Here is a 21,794-nt window from a genome sequence, read left to right as displayed (position 1 = left end):
CTCGTGCACAAGAATGGCGTCAGTCGGCCCTATGGCACCTGAACCAGCTGCGGACTTATCGTAATGCAGTACCGGATGTACCACCACTGACTCGCAATTCCGATGATGGCCAATATCGCCCCAACGGTCACTCGTTGCCGTGCGGTTCCTGAATCCGGCCGGGTGAGCGGCCAAAGCACCGGCAATGCCAGAATGAAGTACCTGACGTTGCTCCAGTTCCAGTCCGTCACCGCTAGTAAGTAGACGACGTAGATAGCGCTCCACGTCCTCAGCAGCAGATTCGGCTGTCGTAGCGTAACGACCCAGATGAGAAGCACCGTCCAGGTAAGGGCAACGACCCACGCCGTAAGCTCAGAGCCCATCGATGGGGCGTTGCGAGCGATGAAGCGGATGACCGGAATTGTGGTCACCTCTGAGAACCAGGAGCGCTGGGTTTCGACGTATGCATTCGGGCGGCCAGTGACGATGGCCGCAGTCACAGGCCACACGAACGTCAGCAATGCGGACCAGAAGGTCAACACAAAAAGAGGAACAAGATTCGTGGTGAACCTTCTGTCCTTGAGCCACGTGACCGCGATCAGAACGGCAAACAAGGCCGCCATCGCGCCCACGACGCCACGTGTCAGGCTGAGCAGGGGTAGCAGGAGCGCGGCAGGGAGCCACTTCTCTCGACTCACGCTCAGGAGCACCGCGAGGATGAGTGCGAGCGCGAGGCCCTCTGTGTAGGCGATCTGGAACACCGGTGAAACGGTGAATGTGCTGACACCTAAGACGGCGAGGCAGGCCCCGAGGTGATCGCTGTGCCGCACGACGAGGCGATAGAGCAGCAGCATCGCCACGGCGCCCGCGATGAGCGACACGGCGACCGAGGCGACAGGAAAGTCGAGGCGCGTCACGAACATGACGCCTCTGATGACGGACGGGTAGAGCGGGAAGAAGGCCCAGGGGTTCTGTTGGACATTGCCCGCTGCGTCCGTAGGCAGGTCGGACGGATAGCCGTGGGCAGCGATTTCCCAGTACCACTGACCGTCCCAGCGCGTCGCGCTGGTCAGGTAGCCAGGTGGTGCTGTGCCGGCGTCGGTCCCGTAGTGCCGACCGCCCATCCCGACGAAGTCCTCGAGCGAGATGGACGAGGAGCTCGCGACCGCGATCATGATGCCGTTGATGATGCGGTTGACCGCGTATATGGCGAGCGGCCAGATCCACCACCGCCCGGCAAATGCGTCTGCCGACGCGACCGGAGCGACCTTGGCGAGACGCTCTCGCTCGGTCTGCGGCCCACCGCCGCTGACCGGTAGTCGAGTCATCTCGTGCGTCCCCGTTCCTTGGCCGTCTGCGCCCCCGCCGATCGTCCGGGCGCTCGCGCGGTCACGATATCGCGACGAAACGGACAGGACAGTCGATTGCCGATTTGACCCCCGGTAGGACCTCCAGCGACGGCACGTGCGGGTGCATGACGAACCGGACCTTTCGGAAATCCCTCCGGCAGGTGACTCCTCAGCCCTAGGGTCGCCCTCGGGGAGGCGACTGGCGAGGGGCCAGGGTCGCCGTGGTCGTGGGCCAGCGCTCACGGGTTGGGGGAGTCATGAACGCTGGACCGAGTGCACATCTGCGCTCTCTGACGAGCCTGCGCTTCGCCGCAGCTCTGCTCGTCGTCGTCTTCCATCTGTCCTTGGTTGCGCCGGGGTTGGCGGGCTTCGGACGCCTTGCAGCCGCTGGCTACGTCGGCGTCACGTTCTTCTTCGTGCTGAGCGGCTTCGTGCTGACCTACTCGTGGGACATCGACGCCACTGCTGTGCGCTTCTATCGTCGTCGGCTCGCTCGGATCTATCCCGTACACCTCCTCTTCATCGCCCTCGCGATGGTGCCTTGGGCCGCGGCGCCGAACTGGGGCGCCCTTCCTGTGAATCTCGCCCTTTTACAGGCGTGGTCGCCGGATGACGCAGTAACCAGGTCGTTCTCCGGAGTCTCGTGGTCGCTGTCGTGTGAGTTTTTCTTCTACGCGACCTTTCCATTGCTCGTGCGGTTGATCTGGCGCTGGGTCCGCCGCCCTCTGGTGGTCGGTGCGGCGTCCATCGCGCTGGCCCTCGCGGTGGGCGTCGCGATGCAGCATCACGACCCCGAGTTGGGCGCGTTGCTCTTCCACCTACCGGCCTTCCGAATGGTCGAGTTCGTTGCCGGATCGCTGGCGGCCATGGCCATGACGCGGGGCTGGGTGCCGCGCTTGCGTGTGCGGTGGGCCGGCGTCTTCGTCGTCGTCTCCTACCTCGGCGTGCTCGTGCTCCCAGTGGCCATCGGCTACCGCTTCGAGGATCGGTGGGCGCTGTCGCTGGCCATGGTTCCGAGTCTCGTCATGCTCATCGCAGTCAATGCCCGCGTGGATCTCGTCGGTGCGCCATCACCGCTGCAAGGGCGGACGTTGGTGAGCCTCGGTCAGTGGTCCTTCTGCATCTACATGGCTCACCCGCTGGTCATGGGGTTCACGCAGCCGCTCCTTGAATCGGCCGGAGTCTTCGGGTCGCTGCTGGGCTGCGCGCTGGTCGTGCTGGCTGTCGTCGGTGTCTCGTTCGTGCTCCACGCCCTCGTCGAGCGACCGCTGGAGCGACGGCTCCGCGGCGCGGGCGACGTGCGCGCCTCCGGCGCCACCGTGATCGACGATGTCGACGCGGCCGTGACCCTGGTCGGCCGTGCGTCCGCGATCGCGACTAACTAGCCGCGACGAAGAAGCACGTGCACGCCGACCACCTGCCGCGCGGTGTAGCCGTTGGCCAGCGCCGCTCGCGCCGACGGCGAGCCGGGTCGAGCCACGACGACACCCGCCTGGTCGAAGGCGCGTGCGGCACCTGTCGCGTCCCCATCCATGAAGGCGAGGTATGCCGTCTGGTCGGCGTGGTCGAACGCGTCGAGCGGGTTGCTCACCCACACGGTGGCACCTGCGGCAGCCATGGACTCCGCCAGCGGCTCGGCGACGAGCACGACCTGCCCGCGTGTGGCGTCGGCGAGCTGCGACGCCTCAGCATCGGCAGCGTGGAAGGTCGGAGCTCGGGCCGCGAGCAGGCCGGCAACCATTACCAGGCCGGCGACGCAAGCCGCTGCGGGCGCCAAGTTGGCCCGGCGTGGCGGTGCCTCCTCAGCGCGACGACGCGGAATCTTCAGAGACAGGGCTGCGGGGACGGCCAGGAACAGCAGGAGCCAGATGCCGTGGCGTGCGGCGACGAGGGTCGCTCCAGCGAGACCAAGTGCGGCGGCATACTCCCAGAGTGGTCGACGGTGGCGAAACGTCATGTAGGCCAAGTAGATCGATGCCACTAGCAGCATGAGGTCGAACGGGTTGGACAGGCTGAGGCGGCTCCACATCCCGGAGTCGTCCTTGGTGGCGGCACCGCCGAAGACGCCGAGATAGTAGTGCGGCGCCTGGAGTAGCCCGGGGTTGAGGCAGGCAGCCGCGAGCGAGGCTAGTCCCACGCCGACGGCCGTCCAGGGGTCGACGCGGAGGCGCGAGAAGGACAGGTAGCAGCCGAGGACCGCGACGCCGACCAGTACTGCGCCGTGAAGGTTTCCCCACAGGGCGATGAGTGGGACGGTCGCCCAGATGAGCCTCGAAGGGCGATCGTGCTCCATCCGCAGCAGGACGACCAGCGCGGCATAGGGCACCAGCGACAACAGCTGTGCACGCGCGACGAGCAACGGTGCGGCGCCACCGACCAGGACGAGGAGCAGCACCGATACGAGGCCGATCACGTGCGCACCGCGACGCCGGGCGGACGAGACGAGGATCCAGAGGGTCCACACAACTACGACGACCTGTGCCGCGACGACGCCGAGGCTGCCTGCGACATGGATGAACGAGAAGAGCACCTGCCCGAGTGCCGTCGTGTTGACCCAACCCTGCGAGGGCGCAGCGGCGAACGGCACGCCTGCCGGAATCTGGCGATCGGCGCGGATCGTGTCACCGAGAGCGCTCAGCCACAGGGCATCGGAGCCGACCACGGACAGCCAAGCGATCACACAAGCCACCACACCTAGAGCGACCACGACGAGCGTTGACGTGGAAGCGGCTCTGCGTGTGTGCGCATGGCGTTCACCCGCGGATGTCCTGGTCATGATGCCCCAACTCGGCTCAATGGTGAGCGATGCAGGTCCGAAACGGCGGTGGCGGCAGACGTCAGCAGGAGCCCGATGGCCACCCAGAGGTAGGCATACGCGAAGAGGAGCTGACCGGCTGTTAACGGTCCCGTTTCCGGGACGGCCCACATCGGGGCCACGTAGAACACCAGCGCGATCAGGGCCGCAGTGATGCGGCTCCCCGCGTGGACAAGGGCGACGAGTGCGGGCACGACCCAGACCCAGTGATGTGTCCAGGAGATCGGCGAGAGCAACAGTGTGGCTCCTGCCAGACTGAGGGCGACGCTGGCCCAGTTGCCTCGTCGGCCGAGGAGAGCTGCCGTCGAGAAGGCCAGCACTCCCGACGCAGCGATCGCGACCCACAGCGCCCCAGTCGGCGCCTCAGGCGCGACGCGCGACACAAACGAACGCACGGACTGGTTCACGGGTGAGAAAGCCAGGTCGCCGAAACGATCGAACTTGTCGAAGCCTCCCAACCAGTACCTGTGCGAGGAGCCTGACGCTGCAAGCCAGCCCACGGCGAGAGTTGCCGCGCCAGTGGTGATCGCGAGGACGGTTCCACGCCAGTCGCGGCGAAGGACGAGATAGAGGACGAAGACCGCGGGCGTGAGCTTGATCCCTGCCGCGAGCCCGATCAGGACACCCCGGAAGCGCGCCGGCATGAGATAGAGATCAGCGAGTACGAGCCCCATGAGAATGATGCCGATCTGGCCGAGGACCAGAGTACGGACGACAGGCTCGAGGGCCAGACCTGCTGCCCCGAGCAGGATCGTCGTGGTCCAGCGAGCACCGAGGGCCCGCCGGATGGCAACGAGGCTCACGACGTAGGCGACGAGGGTCGCCATGGTGAAGACGACCTTCGACACGGATAGCCCGACGATGCCGAGTGGCACGAACGCGACGGCGGCGAACGGAGGGTAGTTGAAGGCGAGGACGCCTGGTCTTGGCGCATAGACGTCGACACCCTCGAGAACTGACACACCGCCGTAGTAGAAGTCGGTGAGATCAACGAAATTCCATGTGGCAGAGGCGCTCCAGCGGATATAGAGGGCCGCGGCCACGACCATCCAGCCGACGACGACCTCGGAACCGGGCGGTGGCCGCAGGCGGCGTTTGGCTGCGATGAGCGTGCCCTGGGCCGCCATACATACTCTCCACTTCTGGTCGATCAAATCCGACTGCACGTGTCCAGAACGGGGTTCTCGGACCCCCGATCGGGCGGGTGCAGGATGTCTCCAACCGTGCCATCTCTCCCTGTCCGAAAGGCGCAGATTGGGAAGGTGTTGTGAAGTTCAAGCATTTTCAAGACACGCTGTCGGCGCCCGCCTACTCTTCCGATCAGCGGGGGGCACATTCGGGTGGCCCTGCATCACTGGGAGGAACCCTTCACCATGACCAAGATTGCTGCCAAGGTCCAGACGCTGCTCAACAAGGAGCGCGGCGCGACCGCCGTCGAGTACGGCCTCATGGTCGCCCTGATCGCCGTCGTGATCATCGCTGCTGTCTCCCTGCTCGGCAACAACCTGTCGACGACGTTCAACAACGTGGCCGCCAAGGTCTGAGCATCGACCGCGGGTGCGAGGCCGGGGGTACGGCTTCGCACCCGTGACTCGCTCGTGGAGGGGTCCTACGAGCTCCAACTCACACAGTTCGGGCGTAGTGCCTCATCACCAGGGAGAGAATCAAATGATCAAGCTTGCTGCCAAGATCCAGAGCCGACTCGCTTCCGAGCGCGGCGCGACCGCCGTCGAGTACGGCCTCATGGTCGCCCTGATCGCCGTCGTGATCATCGCCGCCGTCTCGCTGCTCGGCAACAACCTGTCGACGACGTTCAACAACGTCGCAGCGCAGGTCTGACACTTCGTACGACGTCCACGCCGGGGGGCCACGGACGAAACCGCACAACTTTGGGGAGGGCGATCTGGCATGGCCAGAACTGAGCGCGGCGCATCGGCCGTGGAGTTCGCGATCGTCCTCCCTGTGCTGTTTCTCATCATCGCCGGGATCGTCGATTTCGGCCGGGCGTACTTCTACCAGATCCAGCTAGCGAACGCCGCTCGAGAGGGCGTGCGCGCTGCCGTGGTAGGCACGCTGTCGACCACTCAGATCGAAGACCGGGCCAAGGCCGCCGTTGGCGGCATCCCCGTGGCGGACCTCAGCTTTCCCGGGATGGTCACGTGTGGCACCACCAACGCCTCGGTGACCGCGCAGGCAAGCTTCCAGTGGCTGGTCATGGGGCCGGCCATCAAAATTATGGGCGGCACCTGGGGCGCAGGCAACGTCCTCTCATCGACGGCGGTGATGAAATGCGGCGGCTGATCGGGATATGGGCCGGACGACGGGATCGGGGCGCCACCGCGGTGGTGGCTGCTCTTGTCGTCACGTTCATCGCGCTGCCGGCTCTGGCCCTGAGCGCGGACATCGGCAACATCATGTTCGAGCGTCGCCAGCTTCAGAACGGGTCGGACGCGACATCCATGGCACTCGCCCAGATGTGTGCCAACGACGCCACGACGTGCAACGCGACGACGAGTGTCACCTCGTTGAACACGCTCGCCAGCGCCAATGCGATTGACAATGCCTCGCAGCTCAACACGGCGATCGGGACGAACGGCCAGTGCGCGAGGCCCCCGACAGGTGTCACCTTCACCGGCATGCCTGCATGCGCCTCGTCCTCTGCTACTGCAGCCCAACAGACTGCTGCACTGAACAATCTGGGTCTCTGCCCTCCGCTGAGCGACTACTACGTCTCGGGAGTAGGTAAGGATCTGGGATACGTCGAGACCTACGTCCAGACGAAGTCGAGTGCCTCTGACAACACCCTCCTGCCGGGCATCTTCTCCCAGGCCGTCACCGGCGGAACCAAGGACACCGCCTGTTCCCGCGCTGCCTGGGGTCCGGGCGGGCCGGCCTCGCTCACCGTTCTGCCACTGGCGATGTCGGAGTGCGACTGGGCCACTCAGGTTGGCTATCCCGGTGCAACCAACTATCCATCCGGCCCATCCGGCACGTGGCCCGGCTATTCCAACTCGGACGCGCGACCGGACTGGCCGACAAGCGAGAACGCGATCTACTCCAAGGGCAACGACACGACGTGCGACACGTCCAGCCCTGGAGGTACAGCTCCGGGCGGTTTCGCGTGGCTCGACGGAATGATCACCTCGTGCACCGGTGTCGTCAGCGACACCACGTGGATCCATGGCGACACAGGCGCCGACGGCTGCGACACCTCGGTGTTCAACCCGCTGCGGGGCACCGTCATCTACGTGCCGGTCTTCGACTGCAAGGCGGCCAGCAACCTGGGTCGTGAGCCGATCTCGACCGACCCGTGCAACGCCGGTAGCGGCAGCAACACGTGGTACCACATCTCCGGCTTCGCGGCCTTCTACCTCAGCGGTTGGCGCCTGACGAAGGGCGACCAGAACAGCATCAGGCCGCCGAATGCGCTCTGCGGCACGAGCAACTCGGAGCGATGCCTGTCCGGCTGGTTCCTCAAGGACCTCATCCCGGCCGGCGACTTCGTGACTCCCACAACGACCAACCCGAACTACGGCATCACCATCGTGAAGCCGGCTGGATGACGCACACCGCAACACCATGAACTTCTTCTCTGGGGGGATCTCCGCATGAACCGTCGCATTCTTGCCATCGTCGTGGCGCTGGCCCTCGCCATCGGTGGCGGTGCGCTCGTCATTATGTACGCGCGCAACGCCGACGCTCGGGCCATCGCCGAGGCCTCGCCGGCACCTGTCTGGGTGGCTCAGCAACCGGTCCCGGCCGGCACGACCCTCAAGGACGCCCAGCGCACTGGCCTCATCGCCCAGACCTCTGTGAGCGCCAAAGCCGTCCCCGTGGGAGCGCTTCAGGAGATCAACGCGGACAACAACGCCCTCCTTGCGACCTCCGACATCCCGGCGGGCGAGTACCTCCTCGCGGCCCGCTTCGGCACGACGCCTGCCGGCACCAAGGCGATCGAGGTCCCGACCGGCATGCTTGCCGTCTCGCTGTCCCTCACAGACCCCGCCCGCGTTGGCAAGTTCGTCACACCGGGGTCTCACATCGCGCTGTACCAGAGCTACAAGATCAAGGATCTCCGGGACACGCCTGAGGCAAAGATCCTCAACGAGAACGACATTCATGGGACGAGCCTGTTGCTCCCGGATGTCCTCGTCATCGCCATGGGTGACGCGCCGCTCTCAGGCCAGGCCGCGCAGCCGGCAGCCGAAGGCCAGCCGGCGACGGCGGCCGGGGCAAGCGGCAACTACCTCGTGACTGTGGCCATCAAGCCAGCGGATGCGCCGATCCTCATCCACGGCATCAACAACCGGCAGCTCTACGGCGCGCTGCGCGGCTCTGACGTGAAGGTCGACCCGTCCCTCGAGGTCACCGACCTCCAGCTGCGAGATGCGGTGAGTGGCCAATGACGATCCTCTGGGACTACGACCCTGCCGCGGTCGACACCTACCGCTTCGCCCTCGGCGGCGACGCTCTCCACCTCAACTCGGCGCCGCGCGTCAGCCGCGCCCTCGAGGAGGACCGCAACCAGTCGCTCGTCGTCATCGGCCCGGACATCGACCTCGACTCGGCGTGCGAGCTCGCGGAGCGCGAGCGCATCGACCGTCCAGAGCTAGGCGTCATCCTGCTCCGGCACCGCCTCGACGTGACAGCGCTCGCGCAGGCCCTGCGCAGCGGCGTCCGCGAGGTCGTCCAGGCCGACGACCAGACGGCGCTCGCCGACGCGGTTCGCCGGTCAGTTGCGCTGACGCAGCAGCTCAGCGGCCACGGGACCACAGTCGGAGGGCGTGACGGCAAGATCATCACCGTCTTCAGCGCCAAGGGCGGCGTCGGCAAGACGACGATGTCGACCAACCTCGCCGTCTATCTCGCCTCCGTCGGAGCCAAAACGCTTCTGGTCGACCTCGACCTAATGTTCGGCGACGTCGCGATCAGCCTCCAGCTCCAGCCGCATGGCTCGGTGCGAGACGTCGTCGCCATGAGCGGGCACCTCGACGACCAGGGCGTCCAGTCGGTGGTCACACGTCACGAGGAGAGCGGACTCGACGTCATAGCGGCGCCGGCAGACCCGGCCGACGCAGACCGCGTCCCGTCACACGTCATCATCGAACTTCTCCGCGTCGCGCGCGGACAGTACGACTATGTCCTCGTCGACACGCCGCCGTCGTTCACCGAGCACGTCCTCGCGGCCTTCGACGTCAGCGACCTCACGGTCCTCATCGCGACGCTGGACATCCCCGCGGTCAAGAACCTGCGCATCGCGATCAACACCCTCGACACGCTCGGCGCTTCGCGGGAGGCACGCACGATCGTGCTCAACCGCTCCGACGCCAAGGTCGGCCTCAAGCCCGACGACGTCGAGGCCGCCCTCAAGGCGCCCATCTCGGCGAACGTGCCCAACAGCCTCACGGTGCCGGCCTCGGTCAACCGCGGCGTCGCGCTCGTCCTCGACGACCCGCGCAACCCCGTGTCACTCGCGATCCGCGACCTCGCCGACCACGAGATCCGCCGCCGGTTCGGCGAGGACCTGCAGAACGGCGCCAAGCGCAGCTTCGGACTCTTCGGGAGCAAGAGATGAGCAACCTCGCCGACCGCCTCGAGCGGGCCCGCCAGTCGACGCAGATCAACGAGCCCGCGCCGAGCACCAACGGACAGGTCCGCATCACGAACGGCGCTGCACCCGTGCGCCGCCGCGGCGTCGACCCCTTTGCCGGCGTCAAGGAGCGCGTGCACCAAGCCCTTGTCGCCTCGCTCGGCCCACGGCTCTACGACCCCAACCTCAGCGAGAGCGAGCTCGCGTCACAGGTGCGCACCACGCTGCAGGAGGTCATCGACTCCGAGCAGACGCCGCTCTCGCACTCCGACCGCACCCGTATCGCCCAGGACGTCTCCGACGACATCCTCGGCCACGGTCCTCTCGAGCCATACCTGCGGGATGCAGAGGTCTCCGAGATCATGGTCAACGGCGCCGAGGACATCTACATCGAGCGCGCCGGCAAGATCTTCCCCGTCGACGCCCGCTTCTCCGACGAGAGCCACCTGCGTCGCACCATCGACAAGATCGTCGGCCGCGTCGGTCGTCGTGTCGACGAGTCGAGTCCCATGGTCGACGCCCGTCTGCCTGACGGTTCGCGTGTCAACGCCGTCGTGCCGCCCATCGCGCTCGACGGGTCCATGCTGACGATCCGTAAGTTCTCGGCCGACCCGTTCACCGACCGCGACCTCATCTCGTTCGGCACGTTCACAGAGAACGTCCGGGACTTCCTCAGCGCCTGCGTCAAGGGCCGACGCAACATCATCATCAGCGGCGGCACCGGCTCGGGCAAGACGACGACCCTCAACGTGATCAGCTCCTTCTTGCCCCACGACGAGCGGATCGTCACCATCGAGGACGCCGCCGAGCTTCAGCTGCAGCAGCAGCACGTGCTTCGACTGGAGGCCCGTCCGGCCAACATCGAGGGTCGCGGTCTGGTCTCCATCCGCGAGCTCGTCAAGAACACGCTGCGTATGCGTCCCGACCGCATCATCGTCGGCGAGATCCGAGACGGCGCGGCCCTCGACATGCTCCAGGCCATGAACACCGGTCACGACGGATCCATCACCACGGTCCACGCCAACACGCCCCGAGACAGCCTCGCTCGTCTTGAGACGATGGTGCTCATGGCCGGCGTCGAGCTCCCCGTCCGCGCCATCCGCGAGCAGGTGGCCGGCGCCGTCGACCTCATCGTTCAGCAGTCGCGCCTCAAGGACGGCACGCGCCGCATCGTCGCGATCTCCGAGGTCGTCGGTATGGAGTCGGACGTCATCACGCTCCAGGACATCTTCACCTTCAACTACGGCGCCGGCCGTGACGAGAACGGACGCTTCCTCGGCGGCCTCATGCCGACGGGTATCCGCCCGAAGTTCACCTCAGACCTCGCCGACGTGGGTGTCGAGCTGCCCGTCAACCTCTTCTCACGGTCGGCGCTATGAGCCCTTCGACCCGTCGTCTCGTCACCGGTTTGACCGCCCTCGTGGTCGGTCTGGTGGTCCTGCCTGCCGGGATCGCGAGGGCCGACGACGTCTCCGTGGGGCTCAGCAATGTCAAGGCGACCTCGTCGGGCTCGGGCTCGACCGTCACCGGCGTCATCACGCTGCGCAGCAAGGAGGACGTGCAGCTCGACCCCAAGACACTGAAGTTGAAGGTCGACGACGAGCCGTTCCCCGCGACCGTCAAGCAGGCCGCCAAGCTCGACCGGCGGGCGATGCTCGTCATCGACACGAGCGGCTCGATGGGTGCCCAGGGCATGTCGACGGTGCGCAAGGCGTCGGCGACCTACCTCAAGACGGTGCCGACTGACGTCAAGGTCGGGATCGCCTCCTTTGCCAACACCGCGGGCGTCGATCTGGCGCCGACCGTCGACCGAACTGCAGCCCAGCGGGTCATCAATGGCCTCGACTCGCGCGGCGACACGAGCCTGTATGCCGCCATGCAGAGTGCCGCAGCCGCGCTGAGCGGGACGGGAGACCGGAGCATCGTCCTCCTCAGCGATGGTGCCGACACCGTGGCCGACAACAAGGCTCTCGCCCTCAAGAACGCGGTCGCGAAGCTCAAGGCCGGTGGCATCCGCGTCGACGTCGTGCGTTTCAACACGAACGACCCCGAGGCGACGAAGGCTCTTCAGGCGTTCGCCGACACCAACGGCGGGACCGTCGTGGCCGCCGACAACACGGCCGGCGTGAGTGCTGCGTTCGCGGCGTCGGCGCAGGCCCTCAACCGCCAGGTCCAGTTCTCGTCAGCAATCCCCAAGCCGCTCAACGGTCCTCACCGTTACGAGATCTCCGGCGTCGCCGGCAGCACCGTCTTCGGTTTCGCGCGGGAGGTCACTTTCGCGGCGCCGGCGACGGCGCCGAGGCCTTCTGGGTCGCCACCCGCGCTGGTCGCGGCCCCCGCGCCCCAGGCCGCGGGCCTCAGCCTGGGACCGGTCCCGATCACGGACCGTACGCCCTTCATCGCGGGTGGCCTGCTCGCGCTGGCCCTCTTCGTCGTGCTCTCAACATCGCTCATGCCGACGCTCCAGACCAAGCGCGAGCGCCGCGTCGCCTCGATCGACTCCTACGTCGTCGGCGACACGGTGACGCTCTCGCGCCAGGAGATGAAGGCCGCGCAGAGCACCATCACGGCGCAGCTGCTCGACATGGGCGACCGCGTCATGAAGGACCGCAAGTCGACGAGCAAGACGATGGCTCTCATCGAGCGAGCCGACCTGCCCTTCCGTGCAGGGGAGTGGCTCGTGCTCCGCGTCGTTGCCGTCATTGTCGCCATGGCTCTGGGCCTGGTCCTCGCAGGGCAGGCGAAGGTCGTCGGCCTCATCTTCGGCGCGGTCCTCGGCGTGCTGATCATGCCAATCGGGCTGCGCTTCGCCGCCTCTCGACGGGCCCGCAAGTTCGAGGCCCAGCTGCCGCAGATCCTTCTCCTGATCTCGACGAGCCTCCGCAGTGGTTTCGGACTCCCGCAGGCCCTCGACGCCGTGGCCCGGGATGCCGCCGAGCCTGCGGGCAAGGAGTTCAGCCGAGCCCTCGCAGAGACGCGCATCGGCACCGACATCTCGGATGCCCTCGAGCGGGTGGCCGACCGCATGGAGAGCACCTCGATGCACTGGACGGTCATGGCGATCCGCATCCAGCGCGAGGTCGGCGGCAACCTCGCCGACACGCTCCGCACGACCGCGGGCACGCTCCGGGAGCGGGAGTCGCTCCACCGGCAGGTAGCTACCCTCTCCGCCGAGGGTCGGCTATCGGCCTACATCCTCGTGGCGCTGCCCATCTTCATCTTCATCTACATGACGCGCGTCAACTACGAGTACGTCAGCCTCCTGTGGACGACGACCGTGGGTCTCTTCATGTGTGTCGGTGGACTCATCTCCCTTGGTGTCGGCATCGTCTGGATGCGTCAAGTCGTGAAGATCGAGGTGTGACGTGAACCTGAACCCTGTCTACGTCGCCGCGGGCCTCTTCGCAGTCGGTGTCCTCGTGGCAGTGCTGAGCGTCAGCTTCAGCAGTAGTGAGCCACGTGGTGTGGCCAAGTCCCTCATGCTTATCGACGCCTCGGTCGACCGTCGTGAGGTCGTCACGACCGACCTTGCGGCCAAGGACCGGCTGGTGGCACCCATCCTCGAGCGCACGAAGGGTCTGGCCCGAGCGCTGTCGCCGGGAGGCGCGGACGACCGATACACGAAGCTTCTTGACCAAGCGGGCAACCCCGCGGGCTGGACCGTCGAGCGCATCCTCGGCATCAAGGGCGCAGCCCTCCTGATCGGTGTCGTCCTCGGGGCCTTCTACGGCAAGTTCCAGCTGCCCAATGCCCTCCTTTTCGCCGTGATCGGCGGTGCCGCCCTCTTCTTCCTTCCAGACCTGCTCATCAAGAATGTCGCCCTGCGCAGGCAGGAAGAGACGAGTAAGAGCCTGGCCGACGCTCTCGACATGCTCAGCGTCTGCGTCGAGGCCGGGCAGGGATTCGACTCAGCGCTGCTCCAGGTGGCGCGAAACGTCAAAGGCCCGATCTCCGGCGAGTTTGCCCGCGTCCTGTCCGAGATCCAGATCGGCAAGTCGCGCGGCGAGGCCTTCAGCTCGATGGGCGACCGGGTCACCCTGCCCGAGGTGAAGAACTTCATCACCGCCCTGGTCCAGGCTGACCGTCTCGGTCTGCCTATCGCGGGCGTCCTGCGCGAGCAGACCGTCAACATGCGCCTCGTCCGTCGCCAGAAGGCGGAGGAGAAGGCCCAGAAGGTCACCATCAAGATCCTCTTCCCGCTGATGTTCTGCATCTTGCCGGCGCTCTTCATCGTCATCATCGGCCCAGGCGGCATCCGCATGATGCAGGCCTTCAGCGGCGGCTGACCGACACCGTGGCCGTTGTCACGGACCCGAGGCCCGGTGCGGCCCAAGATCACGGGCCGAGCTCACCGGCGGCTCGGCTCGGCTGGCTCCTGCCCGCCCTGGTCCTTGCACTGTTCGCCCTCAAACCGCTCGGACCGCTCAAGGACCCAGACGCGTACTGGCACATCGTGGCTGGCGAGCACCTCACGCAGACAAGGCAGTTCGTCCTCGATGACCCCTTCGGCGCCGCGACCGAGAAGGTGTGGATCCTCAACCAGTGGCTGCCCGAGGTGCTCATGCACGGGGCGCACGCGGCATACGGCCTCCCTGGCATCGCATGGCTGCTCTGCCTCGGCTCGCTGCTCGTCGGCGTCGCTGTGTATGCCGCGTGCCGGCGCCGTTCGTCAGCCCTCGTCTCGGCTCTCGTTCTGGCGGTGACCTTCGTCGCCCTGAGCGGGAGCCTCTCGCCCAGACCCCAGCTCGTCACGTTCGCTCTGGCAGCGGTCACGACGAGCGCGTGGCTCCTGACCCGCGAGGACGGACGTGCTCGCTGGTGGCTTGTACCGCTCACCTGGCTCTGGGCGTGCAGCCACGGCATGTGGTTCATCGGTCCCGTCCTCGGTGGCGTTGTCGTGGTCGGGATGTTCCTCGAGCGACGCCTCTCCCTTGGCGAGGCGGCGCGGCTCGCCGCGGTGCCGGTGCTCTCAGTGGCCGTCGGTGCCTTGACCCCTGTGGGACCTCGACTCTTCATCTCGCCCTTCCAGGTGAGTGGTGTGACCGGGCTGATCAACGAGTGGCAGGCCCCGGGCCTGACTAGCCCGGGGATGCTCGCGGCGTTGCTGCTCGTAGCCGTGGTGGTCGTGGACCAGGTCGTCCGCGGCCGTGGGGAGTGGACGGTCGCGCTGCTTGCTGTCCTGGGCCTGGTGCTCGCAGTCACGTGGTCCCGAACCACCGGGCTTGCCGCGGTCGTGCTGGCGCCGTTGGCCGCCCTGGCACTCCAACGACTGGCCCGACAGAACGGCTCCGCCGTCCCGCGCAGTGAGCGGCTCGCGGTGCTGCTCTCGAGCGGCCTGAGCCTCGTGCTGGCGGCCGTCCTCGCCCCGGTGGCTGCGGCTTCGCCCGGGATCGGACCGAACGGGCTGGACGCCGCGCTCGACCGGCTCCCTGCCGGCACTGTCGTGTGCAACGACCAGGCTGACGGTGGGTGGCTCATGCTCCGCCATCCCGGACTGCGTCCCACGATGGACACCCGCGTCGAGCTCTACACCGTGGAGCGCATCAGGACCTACCTCGGCTTCGTCGCCGCCGAGCCGGGTTGGCAGGACTATGCCGCCCAGGTCGGCTGCACCCATGCCGTCCTGCCATCAGACGCCTCCGTCGTTCCAGCCATGCGTGCCTCCGGCGTCTGGCACCTTGTGAGCCAGACGGCCGACTACGTCCTCCTGGAAGAATGAGGCGCGGCCGACAGATCGCACGTCGACCCTGAGCCGGTCCCATTCGTGACCATTTGGGATGTTATCGAATCTCCTTGATACCAAGGGATTTCGCGTTCATCTGTCACGTTGTCGTGGCTCGTGCACGCTGGCCCCATGCCAGTTAGGGGGAGCGGGGGAGCCGAGCGACTGCACGTGGGTCTCACTGGGGGTGACAACGCCCTCAACGCCCTGCGCCTCGTTCTCGCATCGATCGTGATCCTGGAGCACTCCTACTCGCTGGTCCACGGTCCGGGTGGACCGATGCCGTATGCCGGTGGCTTCGCGGTGGACGGATTCTTCGCCATCTCGGGCTTCCTCATCACCGGAAGTCGCACGAGGATGGGCATGCGGCCATATCTCTGGCGAAGAGCCCTACGGATCGTGCCCGCCTACTGGGCGGTTCTCCTGTTCACCGCTCTGGTCGTGGCGCCCGTCTCCGCAAAGATCACGAGCTCCCCGTATGCATGGGACGAGGCGGGCAAGTACGTCACATGGAACTCCATGCTCGTCACGCCGATCCTCGGCATCGGCGGCAGCCCGCACGGCGTCCCCTACGCGGGTCTGTGGAACGGGCCGCTCTGGACGCTCACTTTCGAGGCCGGCGCATACCTCTTCTTCGGACTCCTCGTGGCTTTGCCTGGCTTCGGGGCGCGCACTGCATCCCGCATTCTGATCGGTTTGTCCGTGCTGACGACGATGCAGTTCGGCGCGGGAGTCGCGCCACGTTTCGACCCCGACCTGGCCCGCCTCTGGGCCTTCTTCGCGGCGGGGGTGCTGCTGTGGTTCATCCGCGAGCGGCTGCCGTCGTCGCCATGGATGGCGGTTGCCGCCGCCGGCGTCGTGACTGGGTGCTTGGCGTCCAACCACACGCTCTACCTCGCTGTCGCCCCCTTGCCGCTCGCGTTTGCCCTGCTCTGGCTCGGTGCGCGTCTGCCGCTACGCGTCGGCACGCGTCACGACATCTCATACGGGCTGTATCTCTTCGCCTATCCGCTCCAGCAGCTCATGATCATCGCTGGGGTCGCAGCATCAGTCGGCTCGGTCTGGTTCGCGGTGTTGTCCGTCGCCATCACCGTGCCTGTCGCATGGGCCTCGTGGCTGCTCGTCGAGCGGCCATCGATGCGACTGCGTCGCTTGGTCCCGGTTGGTGGGCGGCCCACTCCGGTCGTCCCCGTCGAGACCGTCGCGCCGGCTCAGTAGCGGAGGTGTCGCAGGTAGCGCTCTGGCGCTTCGAGGAAGCGGCGGTGGTGGTCGACGACGTCGAGGTCGTCCCAGGCCCGCTCGTGGATGCCGTCCTCGTCGAACTCGAGGATCAGCGCACCGGGCAGGCTCGCCACGACGGGCGAGTGGGTCGCGATGAGGACCTGCACGCCGGGCTGCGAGACGAGCTGGATCAGGGCCCCGACGAGCGCGAGCTGTGCGTGGAAGGACAGTCCGGCCTCGGGCTCGTCCATGACGAAGAAGCCCTCACCGGTGAAGCGGTCCGAGTTGAGCATCGCGAGGAACGACTCTCCGTGGCTCAGCTCGTGGAAGCGCGGCTCGGGGCGACGCGACGGGTTGTCGTCGAGGTAGGTGAAAAGGCCGTGCATCGTCTCGGCGCGCAGGAAGTAGCCCCACCTCGAGGCGCCCGCACCCCGTCCAGTGAGATCGACTGTGACAGAGGCGACTCCGTCGGACGCGTGGCGTGCAGGGCGCCTGTTGAGCCGCCTTCGGGAGCGAGGCCGTATGCCACCGCGACCGCCTCGACGAACGTGGACTTCCCGGTGCCGTTCTCACCGACGACGATCGTCGCGGGCGCGAGGTCGAGGCCTCCGTCGAGGACGTGCGCGACTGGGGCGAGGGTCGCCGGCCACTGTGTGGGGGTGAGCGTGGCGTCGGTCGACCGTCGCACGCGCCGCACCGGCAGTGGTGCGGTCAAGTCGTCCCCCATGTGCCGACCCTACGAGAAGGTCGGGGCGCGCGGGCCGGAGCGGACGGCATACGCCATCGCTCAGCCGTGGTCCTGCTGGGCCGCCCACCATGCCGCGGCGGAGGCTCTGCCGCGGCGACCCGACTGCTCGTAGACGGAGCTGAGGTGCTTGCGCACCGTGCGCTCGGTGATGCCGAGCCGGCGGGCGATGCGCAGGTTGGTCCACCCGGCGGCAGCGAGGCTCAGCACCTCCGCCTCGCGCTGGGTGGGGCGGTAGGCGGTGCAGAGGGCGGCGATCGGCGCCAGGTCCTCGCTGAGGGAGCCGCAGCTCAGCGCCATCCCGTCGTCGCTGAGCACCGCGATGGCTTCGTCGAGCGCGGCCCGGAACGCCAGCGCCGCCACGAGTGGGCGCTGGATCGCCTCGAGCAGCAGGAGGTCCTCCGTGCTGAAGTCGACGGTGCCGCGGTGGGCGCCGAGGAACACGACGTCGGTCGCGGAGCTGTGGAGCATGATCGCCACCGGGTATCGCCCGCCGACGTGTCCGTGCATCCGCTCGTAGACGTCCGTGTGCCAGAAGTCCCTGATCGGGACGAGGTCGCTGACCCGGACCGCTCCGGCGGTCGACAGCACGGGGATCGCCGGGTGCCGGTCGGCGACCTCGGCGGCGAGGCGACCCATGGCCGGCGTGATCGGGGCCGAACCGGCGACATCCACCGACACGTCGATGCCCTGGCCGGTCCGACGTAGGCGGGTGAGCCCCACGCCCGTGTCGGCTCGGAGGACCTCGACGACGGCGGGCAGCAACGGCAACAAGGGCTCGCCGCGCGCGGCAGCCACAGCGAGGTCTCGCGCCACGCTGGCGGACGCCACCTGTCGACTGAGCACCACGTCTCCTCCTCCAACGAGGGCGAGTGCCGCCGCCGTCAGCCGAAGCCCTGCGAAGAGCCGAGCGCGGTCGCCGTCAAGGTGTCTGAAACGACACTCGACAGTGATCCGCTCCGGCCTTCAGAATGGCACGACGAGGGTGGGGGTTGGACGAGTTCGTGGAGGTTCGTCGGCGTTCAGGGAGCCGGGGCCCGGCACGGGCTGACGGAACGGCAGGGTGTGCTGCACAGGGGGGAGCGCACCGTGCGCCGTCGGGAGCCCCTTCGACCGAGCGCTCCGCTGTCAACGGCCGGACGGTGACGCCGAGGGCCGACGAGGCCGCTCGGTGGGGTCAGTCGCGCGGGCCCTTGCGGTACGGCTTGGACTGCGCCGGCCGGCTGCCGCGCTCCTGCGACTCGCTCAGCTCGATGAGCTGACCCGAGATGCGCGTCGAGCGCAGCTTGTCCCACGTGCCGGGCGGCAGCGTCGCCGGCAGCTCGACGAGGGAGTGGTCGGCGCGGATGTCGATGTGCCCGAAGTCCTGGCGCCCCAGACCACCCTCGTTGGCGAGGGCGCCGACGATCTGGCGCGGCTCGACCTTGTGTCGTCGGCCGACCGCGATCCGGTACGTCGCCATCGGGCCGGACGTGCCGCGCCTCGGTCCCCGGTCGCCTCGGTCTCCGCGGTCGCTCCGGTCGTTGCGACCCGGCCGACCTCCGCGGTCACCGCGGTCGTCACGACGGTCGCGCGGGCCACGGTCGTCGAACGTCCGTGCGGCACGGACCGGGTCGGGGTCGAGCAGCATCGGCTCGTCACCCTGGAGCACGACGGCCAGTGCCGCGGCGACGTCCGCCTCGGGCACGTTGTGCTCGTTGACGTAGTGGGCGATGACGTCGCGGAAGAAGTCGACCTTGTCGGTCGAGAGGGCCTCGGTGATGGCGTCGTCGAACCGGGTGAGACGGGTCGCGTTGATGTCGTCGACCGTGGGCAGGTTCATCGGGGTGAGCGACTGGCGGGTCGCCTTCTCGATGGCCTTGAGCAGGTGGCGCTCGCGCGGCGTGACGAACGAGATGGCGTCACCGCTGCGGCCGGCCCGGCCGGTGCGCCCGATGCGGTGCACGTAGGACTCGGTGTCGGTCGGGATGTCGTAGTTGACGACGTGGCTGATGCGCTCGACGTCGAGCCCGCGGGCCGCGACGTCGGTGGCGACGAGGATGTCGAGCTTGCCGGACTTCAGCTGGTCGACGGTGCGCTCGCGCTGGTTCTGGGCGATGTCGCCGTTGATCGCCATCGCCGAGAAGCCTCGGGCCCGGAGCTTCTCCGCGAGCGTCTCGGTCTCGTTCTTGGTGCGGACGAAGACGATCATCCCCTCGAAGTTCTCGACCTCGAGGATGCGGGTCAGGGCGTCGACCTTCTGCGGGTAGCTCACCGTGAGGTAGCGCTGCGTGATGTTCGGCGCCGTCGACGTCGTCGTCTTCACGGTGATCTCGACCGGGTCCTGGAGGTACTTCTTCGAGATGCGCCGGATCTGCGCGGGCATCGTCGCGGAGAAGAGCGCGACGTGCTTGTCGTCCGGGGTGTCGGCGAGGATCGTCTCGACGTCGTCGGCGAAGCCCATCTTGAGCATCTCGTCGGCCTCGTCGAGCACGAGGAAGCGCAGCTCGCTCAGGTCGAGCGTGCCCTTCTCGAGGTGGTCCATGATGCGGCCGGGGGTGCCGACGACGATGTGGACGCCGCGGCGCAGCGCGCTCAGCTGGACGCCGTAGGCCTGCCCGCCATAGACGGGCAGCACGTGCACGCCCCTGAGGTGGGCGGCATACCGCTCGAAGGCCTCGCAGACCTGCAGGGCGAGTTCACGCGTCGGCGCGAGGATCAGCGCCTGCGGGCTCTTCTGCTTGAGGTCGAGCCGGCTGAGGATGGGGAGGGCGAACGCCGCCGTCTTGCCCGTGCCGGTCTGGGCGAGCCCGACGACGTGGCGCCCGTCGAGCAAGGCCGGAATCGTCGCCTCCTGGATCGGCGACGGGTACTCGTAGCCGACGTCGCGCAGCGCCTTGAGCACCTTGTCGTCGAGACCGAGGTCGGCAAACGAGACGCGTTCGGGCTCGGGAGCGGCGTCCGCGATCTGCGGCCCGTCCTCGGGGGACTCGTTGACGGGGGACTCGACACTCGGCTCGCTCACGACTCGACGGTAGTGCGTCCGAGCGCTCGCCGAAACCAGCCCGCCCCGGAGCGGGCGTGAGGACGCCCTCGGCTGACCGATCCGGTCAGGCCCTCATGCTCCGCGCGACCCGCTCGACCTGAACCGCGAGAGGGTCGCTGCGGTCGATCGGGTGGTCGCACGAGGACGCCGATCGGGTGACGCCGTCGATGGTCCAGGAGTAGGCGACCGACGTGCCGTCGTGGTTCGCGGCGCAGTCCGGGGTGCCGGTGGCGGTGTCGAGATGGCTGGAGCGCGCAGCCAGGGCCAGGGCCACGACGCGGGCCCGGGGGAGGGCGCCGGTCCTGGTGGCGCCCTCGGAGCTCAGGACCCATGCACCGGACGCAGTGACGACGAGGCTGGAGCCGCAGGGACCGCCCGGGCACAGGCCGCCCCAGGTCTTCCGTCGGATCGTGAGGTCGGCCGGGACGGCGACCGAGGGTGTCGCGGAGGGTGTCGCGGAGGGTGTCGTGGACGGAGCGGTCGCGGGCGGTTCGACGACGACGCCCGCTCCCGTCGTGAGCGGTCGCGAGGCGGGTGGCGGGGTGGCAGAGCCGCACGCCCCGAGCGACCCGGCCACGACACACAGAGCCGCCAGTCGCAGAGCAGCCGGCACGGGGCGTCGGACGTGTCCATCCATCCCGAACCCCTGTCCTCGCCCACCTCGTGGCGATGATGGCATCGCGCCCTGCCGGTGTCCGTGAGTGGGTCAGGCGGGCAGGGGGAAGACGTCGGAGATCCGGCAGGCGCCGCCACCGCCCGTGATCGGCGGCGTCGAGCGCCGACCGCTGCAGATGGTGACCGGCTGCGAGCCGACCACGGGCGAGCAGTCGCAGCGGTAGCGGGTGTAGGTGACGCAGACCTCGCTGTTGGAGCTCGTGCCGCTCGCCGCTCCGTCGGTGTAGAGCAGCACCCGCTGCGTGCCGGCGCCGCTCTGGGTGCACCACTGGTGGTTCGTCGGGGCGCTGCCGCACGAGGAGCACGTGCAGGAGCCGCTCTTGACCGACACGGCGTAGTGCGGCTCAGCGATCCCGTCGACGGTCACCCCGGTGATGACCGTGACCGTGTTGTCGGAACCGCCGGCACTCGTGGCGACGAGCTCGAAGACGTAGCCCTTGTACGTGTCCGACGAGCCGCCCGGGAGCTTGCAGGCGGATCCGCTGAAGGTGAGCGGGGCCACGGACGCCGCCACCACCGGTGCCGGCGCGGCGACGAGCACCGCGGGCATCGTCCAGGCGGCACCCTTGACGACCGTGCGTCGGCTCGGGCTGTGAGACGCGTTGGCGTCGTCGTGAGACATGCATCCTCCGGGTGGTGGCGGGGGGCGGCCGCGTCCCGGGCTGTTTCAGGA

At 67.8% G+C, this 21,794-nt stretch carries 20 protein-coding genes; 12 read left to right on the top strand and 8 right to left on the bottom strand.

What is annotated here, in order from left to right:
* Positions 1-29: 29 nt before the first annotated feature.
* Positions 30-1,307 carry a hypothetical protein gene (locus ASH01_RS07955; protein WP_056773952.1) on the bottom strand — a complete coding sequence of 426 codons (1,278 nt, stop codon included), beginning with the start codon at positions 1,305-1,307 and terminating at the stop codon, positions 30-32.
* A gap of 278 nt (positions 1,308-1,585) precedes the next feature.
* Here ASH01_RS07955 and ASH01_RS07950 point away from each other — a divergent pair, with 278 nt between their 5' ends.
* A complete protein-coding gene (locus ASH01_RS07950; RefSeq protein WP_056773949.1) occupies positions 1,586-2,713 on the top strand; it encodes an acyltransferase family protein in 1,128 nt (375 codons plus the stop codon).
* Here the strand turns inward: ASH01_RS07950 and ASH01_RS07945 are convergent.
* Positions 2,710-4,008 carry a hypothetical protein gene (locus ASH01_RS07945; protein WP_056773947.1) on the bottom strand — a complete coding sequence of 433 codons (1,299 nt, stop codon included), beginning with the start codon at positions 4,006-4,008 and terminating at the stop codon, positions 2,710-2,712. The genes ASH01_RS07950 and ASH01_RS07945 overlap by 4 nt on opposite strands.
* A gap of 92 nt (positions 4,009-4,100) precedes the next feature.
* Complete coding sequence (locus ASH01_RS07940) at positions 4,101-5,270, bottom strand: glycosyltransferase 87 family protein (RefSeq protein ID WP_156415495.1); 1,170 nt, start codon at positions 5,268-5,270, stop codon at positions 4,101-4,103.
* A 246-nt stretch (positions 5,271-5,516) separates the two neighbouring features.
* Between ASH01_RS07940 and ASH01_RS07935 the strand changes: the two genes are divergently transcribed.
* The 11 genes from ASH01_RS07935 (at position 5,517) to ASH01_RS07880 (ending at position 16,673) form a co-directional block, all read left to right on the top strand.
* The gene (locus ASH01_RS07935; RefSeq protein ID WP_020145236.1) at positions 5,517-5,687 is read left to right on the top strand and encodes a Flp family type IVb pilin; all 171 of its coding nucleotides are present in this window, start codon (positions 5,517-5,519) and stop codon (positions 5,685-5,687) included.
* A gap of 124 nt (positions 5,688-5,811) precedes the next feature.
* The gene (locus ASH01_RS07930) at positions 5,812-5,982 is read left to right on the top strand and encodes a Flp family type IVb pilin (protein WP_056773941.1); all 171 of its coding nucleotides are present in this window, start codon (positions 5,812-5,814) and stop codon (positions 5,980-5,982) included.
* A gap of 69 nt (positions 5,983-6,051) precedes the next feature.
* A complete protein-coding gene (locus ASH01_RS07925; protein WP_056773938.1) occupies positions 6,052-6,444 on the top strand; it encodes a TadE/TadG family type IV pilus assembly protein in 393 nt (130 codons plus the stop codon).
* A gap of 44 nt (positions 6,445-6,488) precedes the next feature.
* Positions 6,489-7,706 (top strand): hypothetical protein, encoded by a 1,218-nt coding sequence (locus ASH01_RS22905; protein WP_235509570.1) that lies wholly within the window; start codon positions 6,489-6,491, stop codon positions 7,704-7,706.
* Between the two features lie 45 nt (positions 7,707-7,751).
* Complete coding sequence (gene cpaB, locus ASH01_RS07910) at positions 7,752-8,549, top strand: Flp pilus assembly protein CpaB (protein WP_056773929.1); 798 nt, start codon at positions 7,752-7,754, stop codon at positions 8,547-8,549.
* The gene (locus ASH01_RS07905) at positions 8,546-9,718 is read left to right on the top strand and encodes an AAA family ATPase (RefSeq protein ID WP_056773926.1); all 1,173 of its coding nucleotides are present in this window, start codon (positions 8,546-8,548) and stop codon (positions 9,716-9,718) included. Before cpaB ends, ASH01_RS07905 begins: the two co-directional genes overlap by 4 nt.
* Positions 9,715-11,112, top strand: coding sequence for a CpaF family protein (locus ASH01_RS07900; protein WP_056773923.1), 1,398 nt, complete (start codon positions 9,715-9,717; stop codon positions 11,110-11,112). The genes ASH01_RS07905 and ASH01_RS07900 overlap by 4 nt, the downstream gene beginning before the upstream one ends.
* Positions 11,109-13,097 (top strand): type II secretion system F family protein, encoded by a 1,989-nt coding sequence (locus tag ASH01_RS07895; protein ID WP_056773921.1) that lies wholly within the window; start codon positions 11,109-11,111, stop codon positions 13,095-13,097. Before ASH01_RS07900 ends, ASH01_RS07895 begins: the two co-directional genes overlap by 4 nt.
* 1 nt (position 13,098) lies before the next feature.
* Positions 13,099-14,019, top strand: coding sequence for a type II secretion system F family protein (locus ASH01_RS07890; protein ID WP_056773919.1), 921 nt, complete (start codon positions 13,099-13,101; stop codon positions 14,017-14,019).
* A 167-nt stretch (positions 14,020-14,186) separates the two neighbouring features.
* Positions 14,187-15,452 (top strand): hypothetical protein, encoded by a 1,266-nt coding sequence (locus tag ASH01_RS07885; protein ID WP_156415493.1) that lies wholly within the window; start codon positions 14,187-14,189, stop codon positions 15,450-15,452.
* Positions 15,453-15,587: 135 nt separating this feature from the next.
* Positions 15,588-16,673: an acyltransferase family protein gene (locus tag ASH01_RS07880; protein WP_082619600.1), complete on the top strand. Its 1,086-nt coding sequence runs from the start codon at positions 15,588-15,590 to the stop codon at positions 16,671-16,673.
* Here the strand turns inward: ASH01_RS07880 and ASH01_RS23910 are convergent.
* The 5 genes from ASH01_RS23910 to ASH01_RS07855 all read right to left on the bottom strand — a co-directional run bounded on the left by ASH01_RS23910 (position 16,667) and on the right by ASH01_RS07855 (position 21,743).
* A complete protein-coding gene (locus ASH01_RS23910) occupies positions 16,667-17,062 on the bottom strand; it encodes an AAA family ATPase (RefSeq protein ID WP_327191913.1) in 396 nt (131 codons plus the stop codon). The genes ASH01_RS07880 and ASH01_RS23910 overlap by 7 nt on opposite strands.
* 401 nt (positions 17,063-17,463) lie before the next feature.
* Positions 17,464-18,270, bottom strand: a complete 807-nt coding sequence (locus ASH01_RS23370) for a helix-turn-helix transcriptional regulator (protein WP_200961778.1) — start codon at positions 18,268-18,270, stop codon at positions 17,464-17,466.
* A gap of 328 nt (positions 18,271-18,598) precedes the next feature.
* A complete protein-coding gene (locus ASH01_RS07865) occupies positions 18,599-20,368 on the bottom strand; it encodes a DEAD/DEAH box helicase (RefSeq protein ID WP_056775216.1) in 1,770 nt (589 codons plus the stop codon).
* A gap of 142 nt (positions 20,369-20,510) precedes the next feature.
* Entirely contained in the window at positions 20,511-21,083 is a 573-nt protein-coding gene (locus tag ASH01_RS23365; protein ID WP_200961777.1) for a hypothetical protein, read from the bottom strand.
* Between the two features lie 69 nt (positions 21,084-21,152).
* On the bottom strand, positions 21,153-21,743 hold the full coding sequence (locus tag ASH01_RS07855) for a hypothetical protein (RefSeq protein ID WP_056773909.1): 591 nt from the start codon (positions 21,741-21,743) through the stop codon (positions 21,153-21,155).
* Positions 21,744-21,794 lie beyond the last annotated feature (51 nt).

Origin of the sequence: Terrabacter sp. Soil811, assembly GCF_001429655.1 — a bacterium.
Lineage (GTDB): Bacteria > Actinomycetota > Actinomycetes > Actinomycetales > Dermatophilaceae > Terrabacter.
Note: the sequence above shows the minus strand (reverse complement) of the source record. Positions and strands in the feature narration are given on the sequence as shown.

Excerpts from the sequence above, each read along its gene's own strand:
- ASH01_RS23910 (WP_327191913.1), bottom strand. The coding sequence starts at position 17,062 with ATGCACGGCCTTTTCACCTACCTCGACGACAACCCGTCGCGTCGCCCC.
- ASH01_RS07950 (WP_056773949.1), top strand. The coding sequence starts at position 1,586 with ATGAACGCTGGACCGAGTGCACATCTGCGCTCTCTGACGAGCCTGCGC.
- ASH01_RS07925 (WP_056773938.1), top strand. The coding sequence starts at position 6,052 with ATGGCCAGAACTGAGCGCGGCGCATCGGCCGTGGAGTTCGCGATCGTC.
- ASH01_RS23365 (WP_200961777.1), bottom strand. The coding sequence starts at position 21,083 with ATGGATGGACACGTCCGACGCCCCGTGCCGGCTGCTCTGCGACTGGCG.
- ASH01_RS07940 (WP_156415495.1), bottom strand. The coding sequence starts at position 5,270 with ATGGCGGCCCAGGGCACGCTCATCGCAGCCAAACGCCGCCTGCGGCCA.
- ASH01_RS07880 (WP_082619600.1), top strand. The coding sequence starts at position 15,588 with ATGCCAGTTAGGGGGAGCGGGGGAGCCGAGCGACTGCACGTGGGTCTC.
- ASH01_RS07900 (WP_056773923.1), top strand. The coding sequence starts at position 9,715 with ATGAGCAACCTCGCCGACCGCCTCGAGCGGGCCCGCCAGTCGACGCAG.
- ASH01_RS07895 (WP_056773921.1), top strand. The coding sequence starts at position 11,109 with ATGAGCCCTTCGACCCGTCGTCTCGTCACCGGTTTGACCGCCCTCGTG.
- ASH01_RS07930 (WP_056773941.1), top strand. The coding sequence starts at position 5,812 with ATGATCAAGCTTGCTGCCAAGATCCAGAGCCGACTCGCTTCCGAGCGC.
- ASH01_RS07855 (WP_056773909.1), bottom strand. The coding sequence starts at position 21,743 with ATGTCTCACGACGACGCCAACGCGTCTCACAGCCCGAGCCGACGCACG.
- cpaB (WP_056773929.1), top strand. The coding sequence starts at position 7,752 with ATGAACCGTCGCATTCTTGCCATCGTCGTGGCGCTGGCCCTCGCCATC.
- ASH01_RS07905 (WP_056773926.1), top strand. The coding sequence starts at position 8,546 with ATGACGATCCTCTGGGACTACGACCCTGCCGCGGTCGACACCTACCGC.
- ASH01_RS07955 (WP_056773952.1), bottom strand. The coding sequence starts at position 1,307 with ATGACTCGACTACCGGTCAGCGGCGGTGGGCCGCAGACCGAGCGAGAG.
- ASH01_RS07935 (WP_020145236.1), top strand. The coding sequence starts at position 5,517 with ATGACCAAGATTGCTGCCAAGGTCCAGACGCTGCTCAACAAGGAGCGC.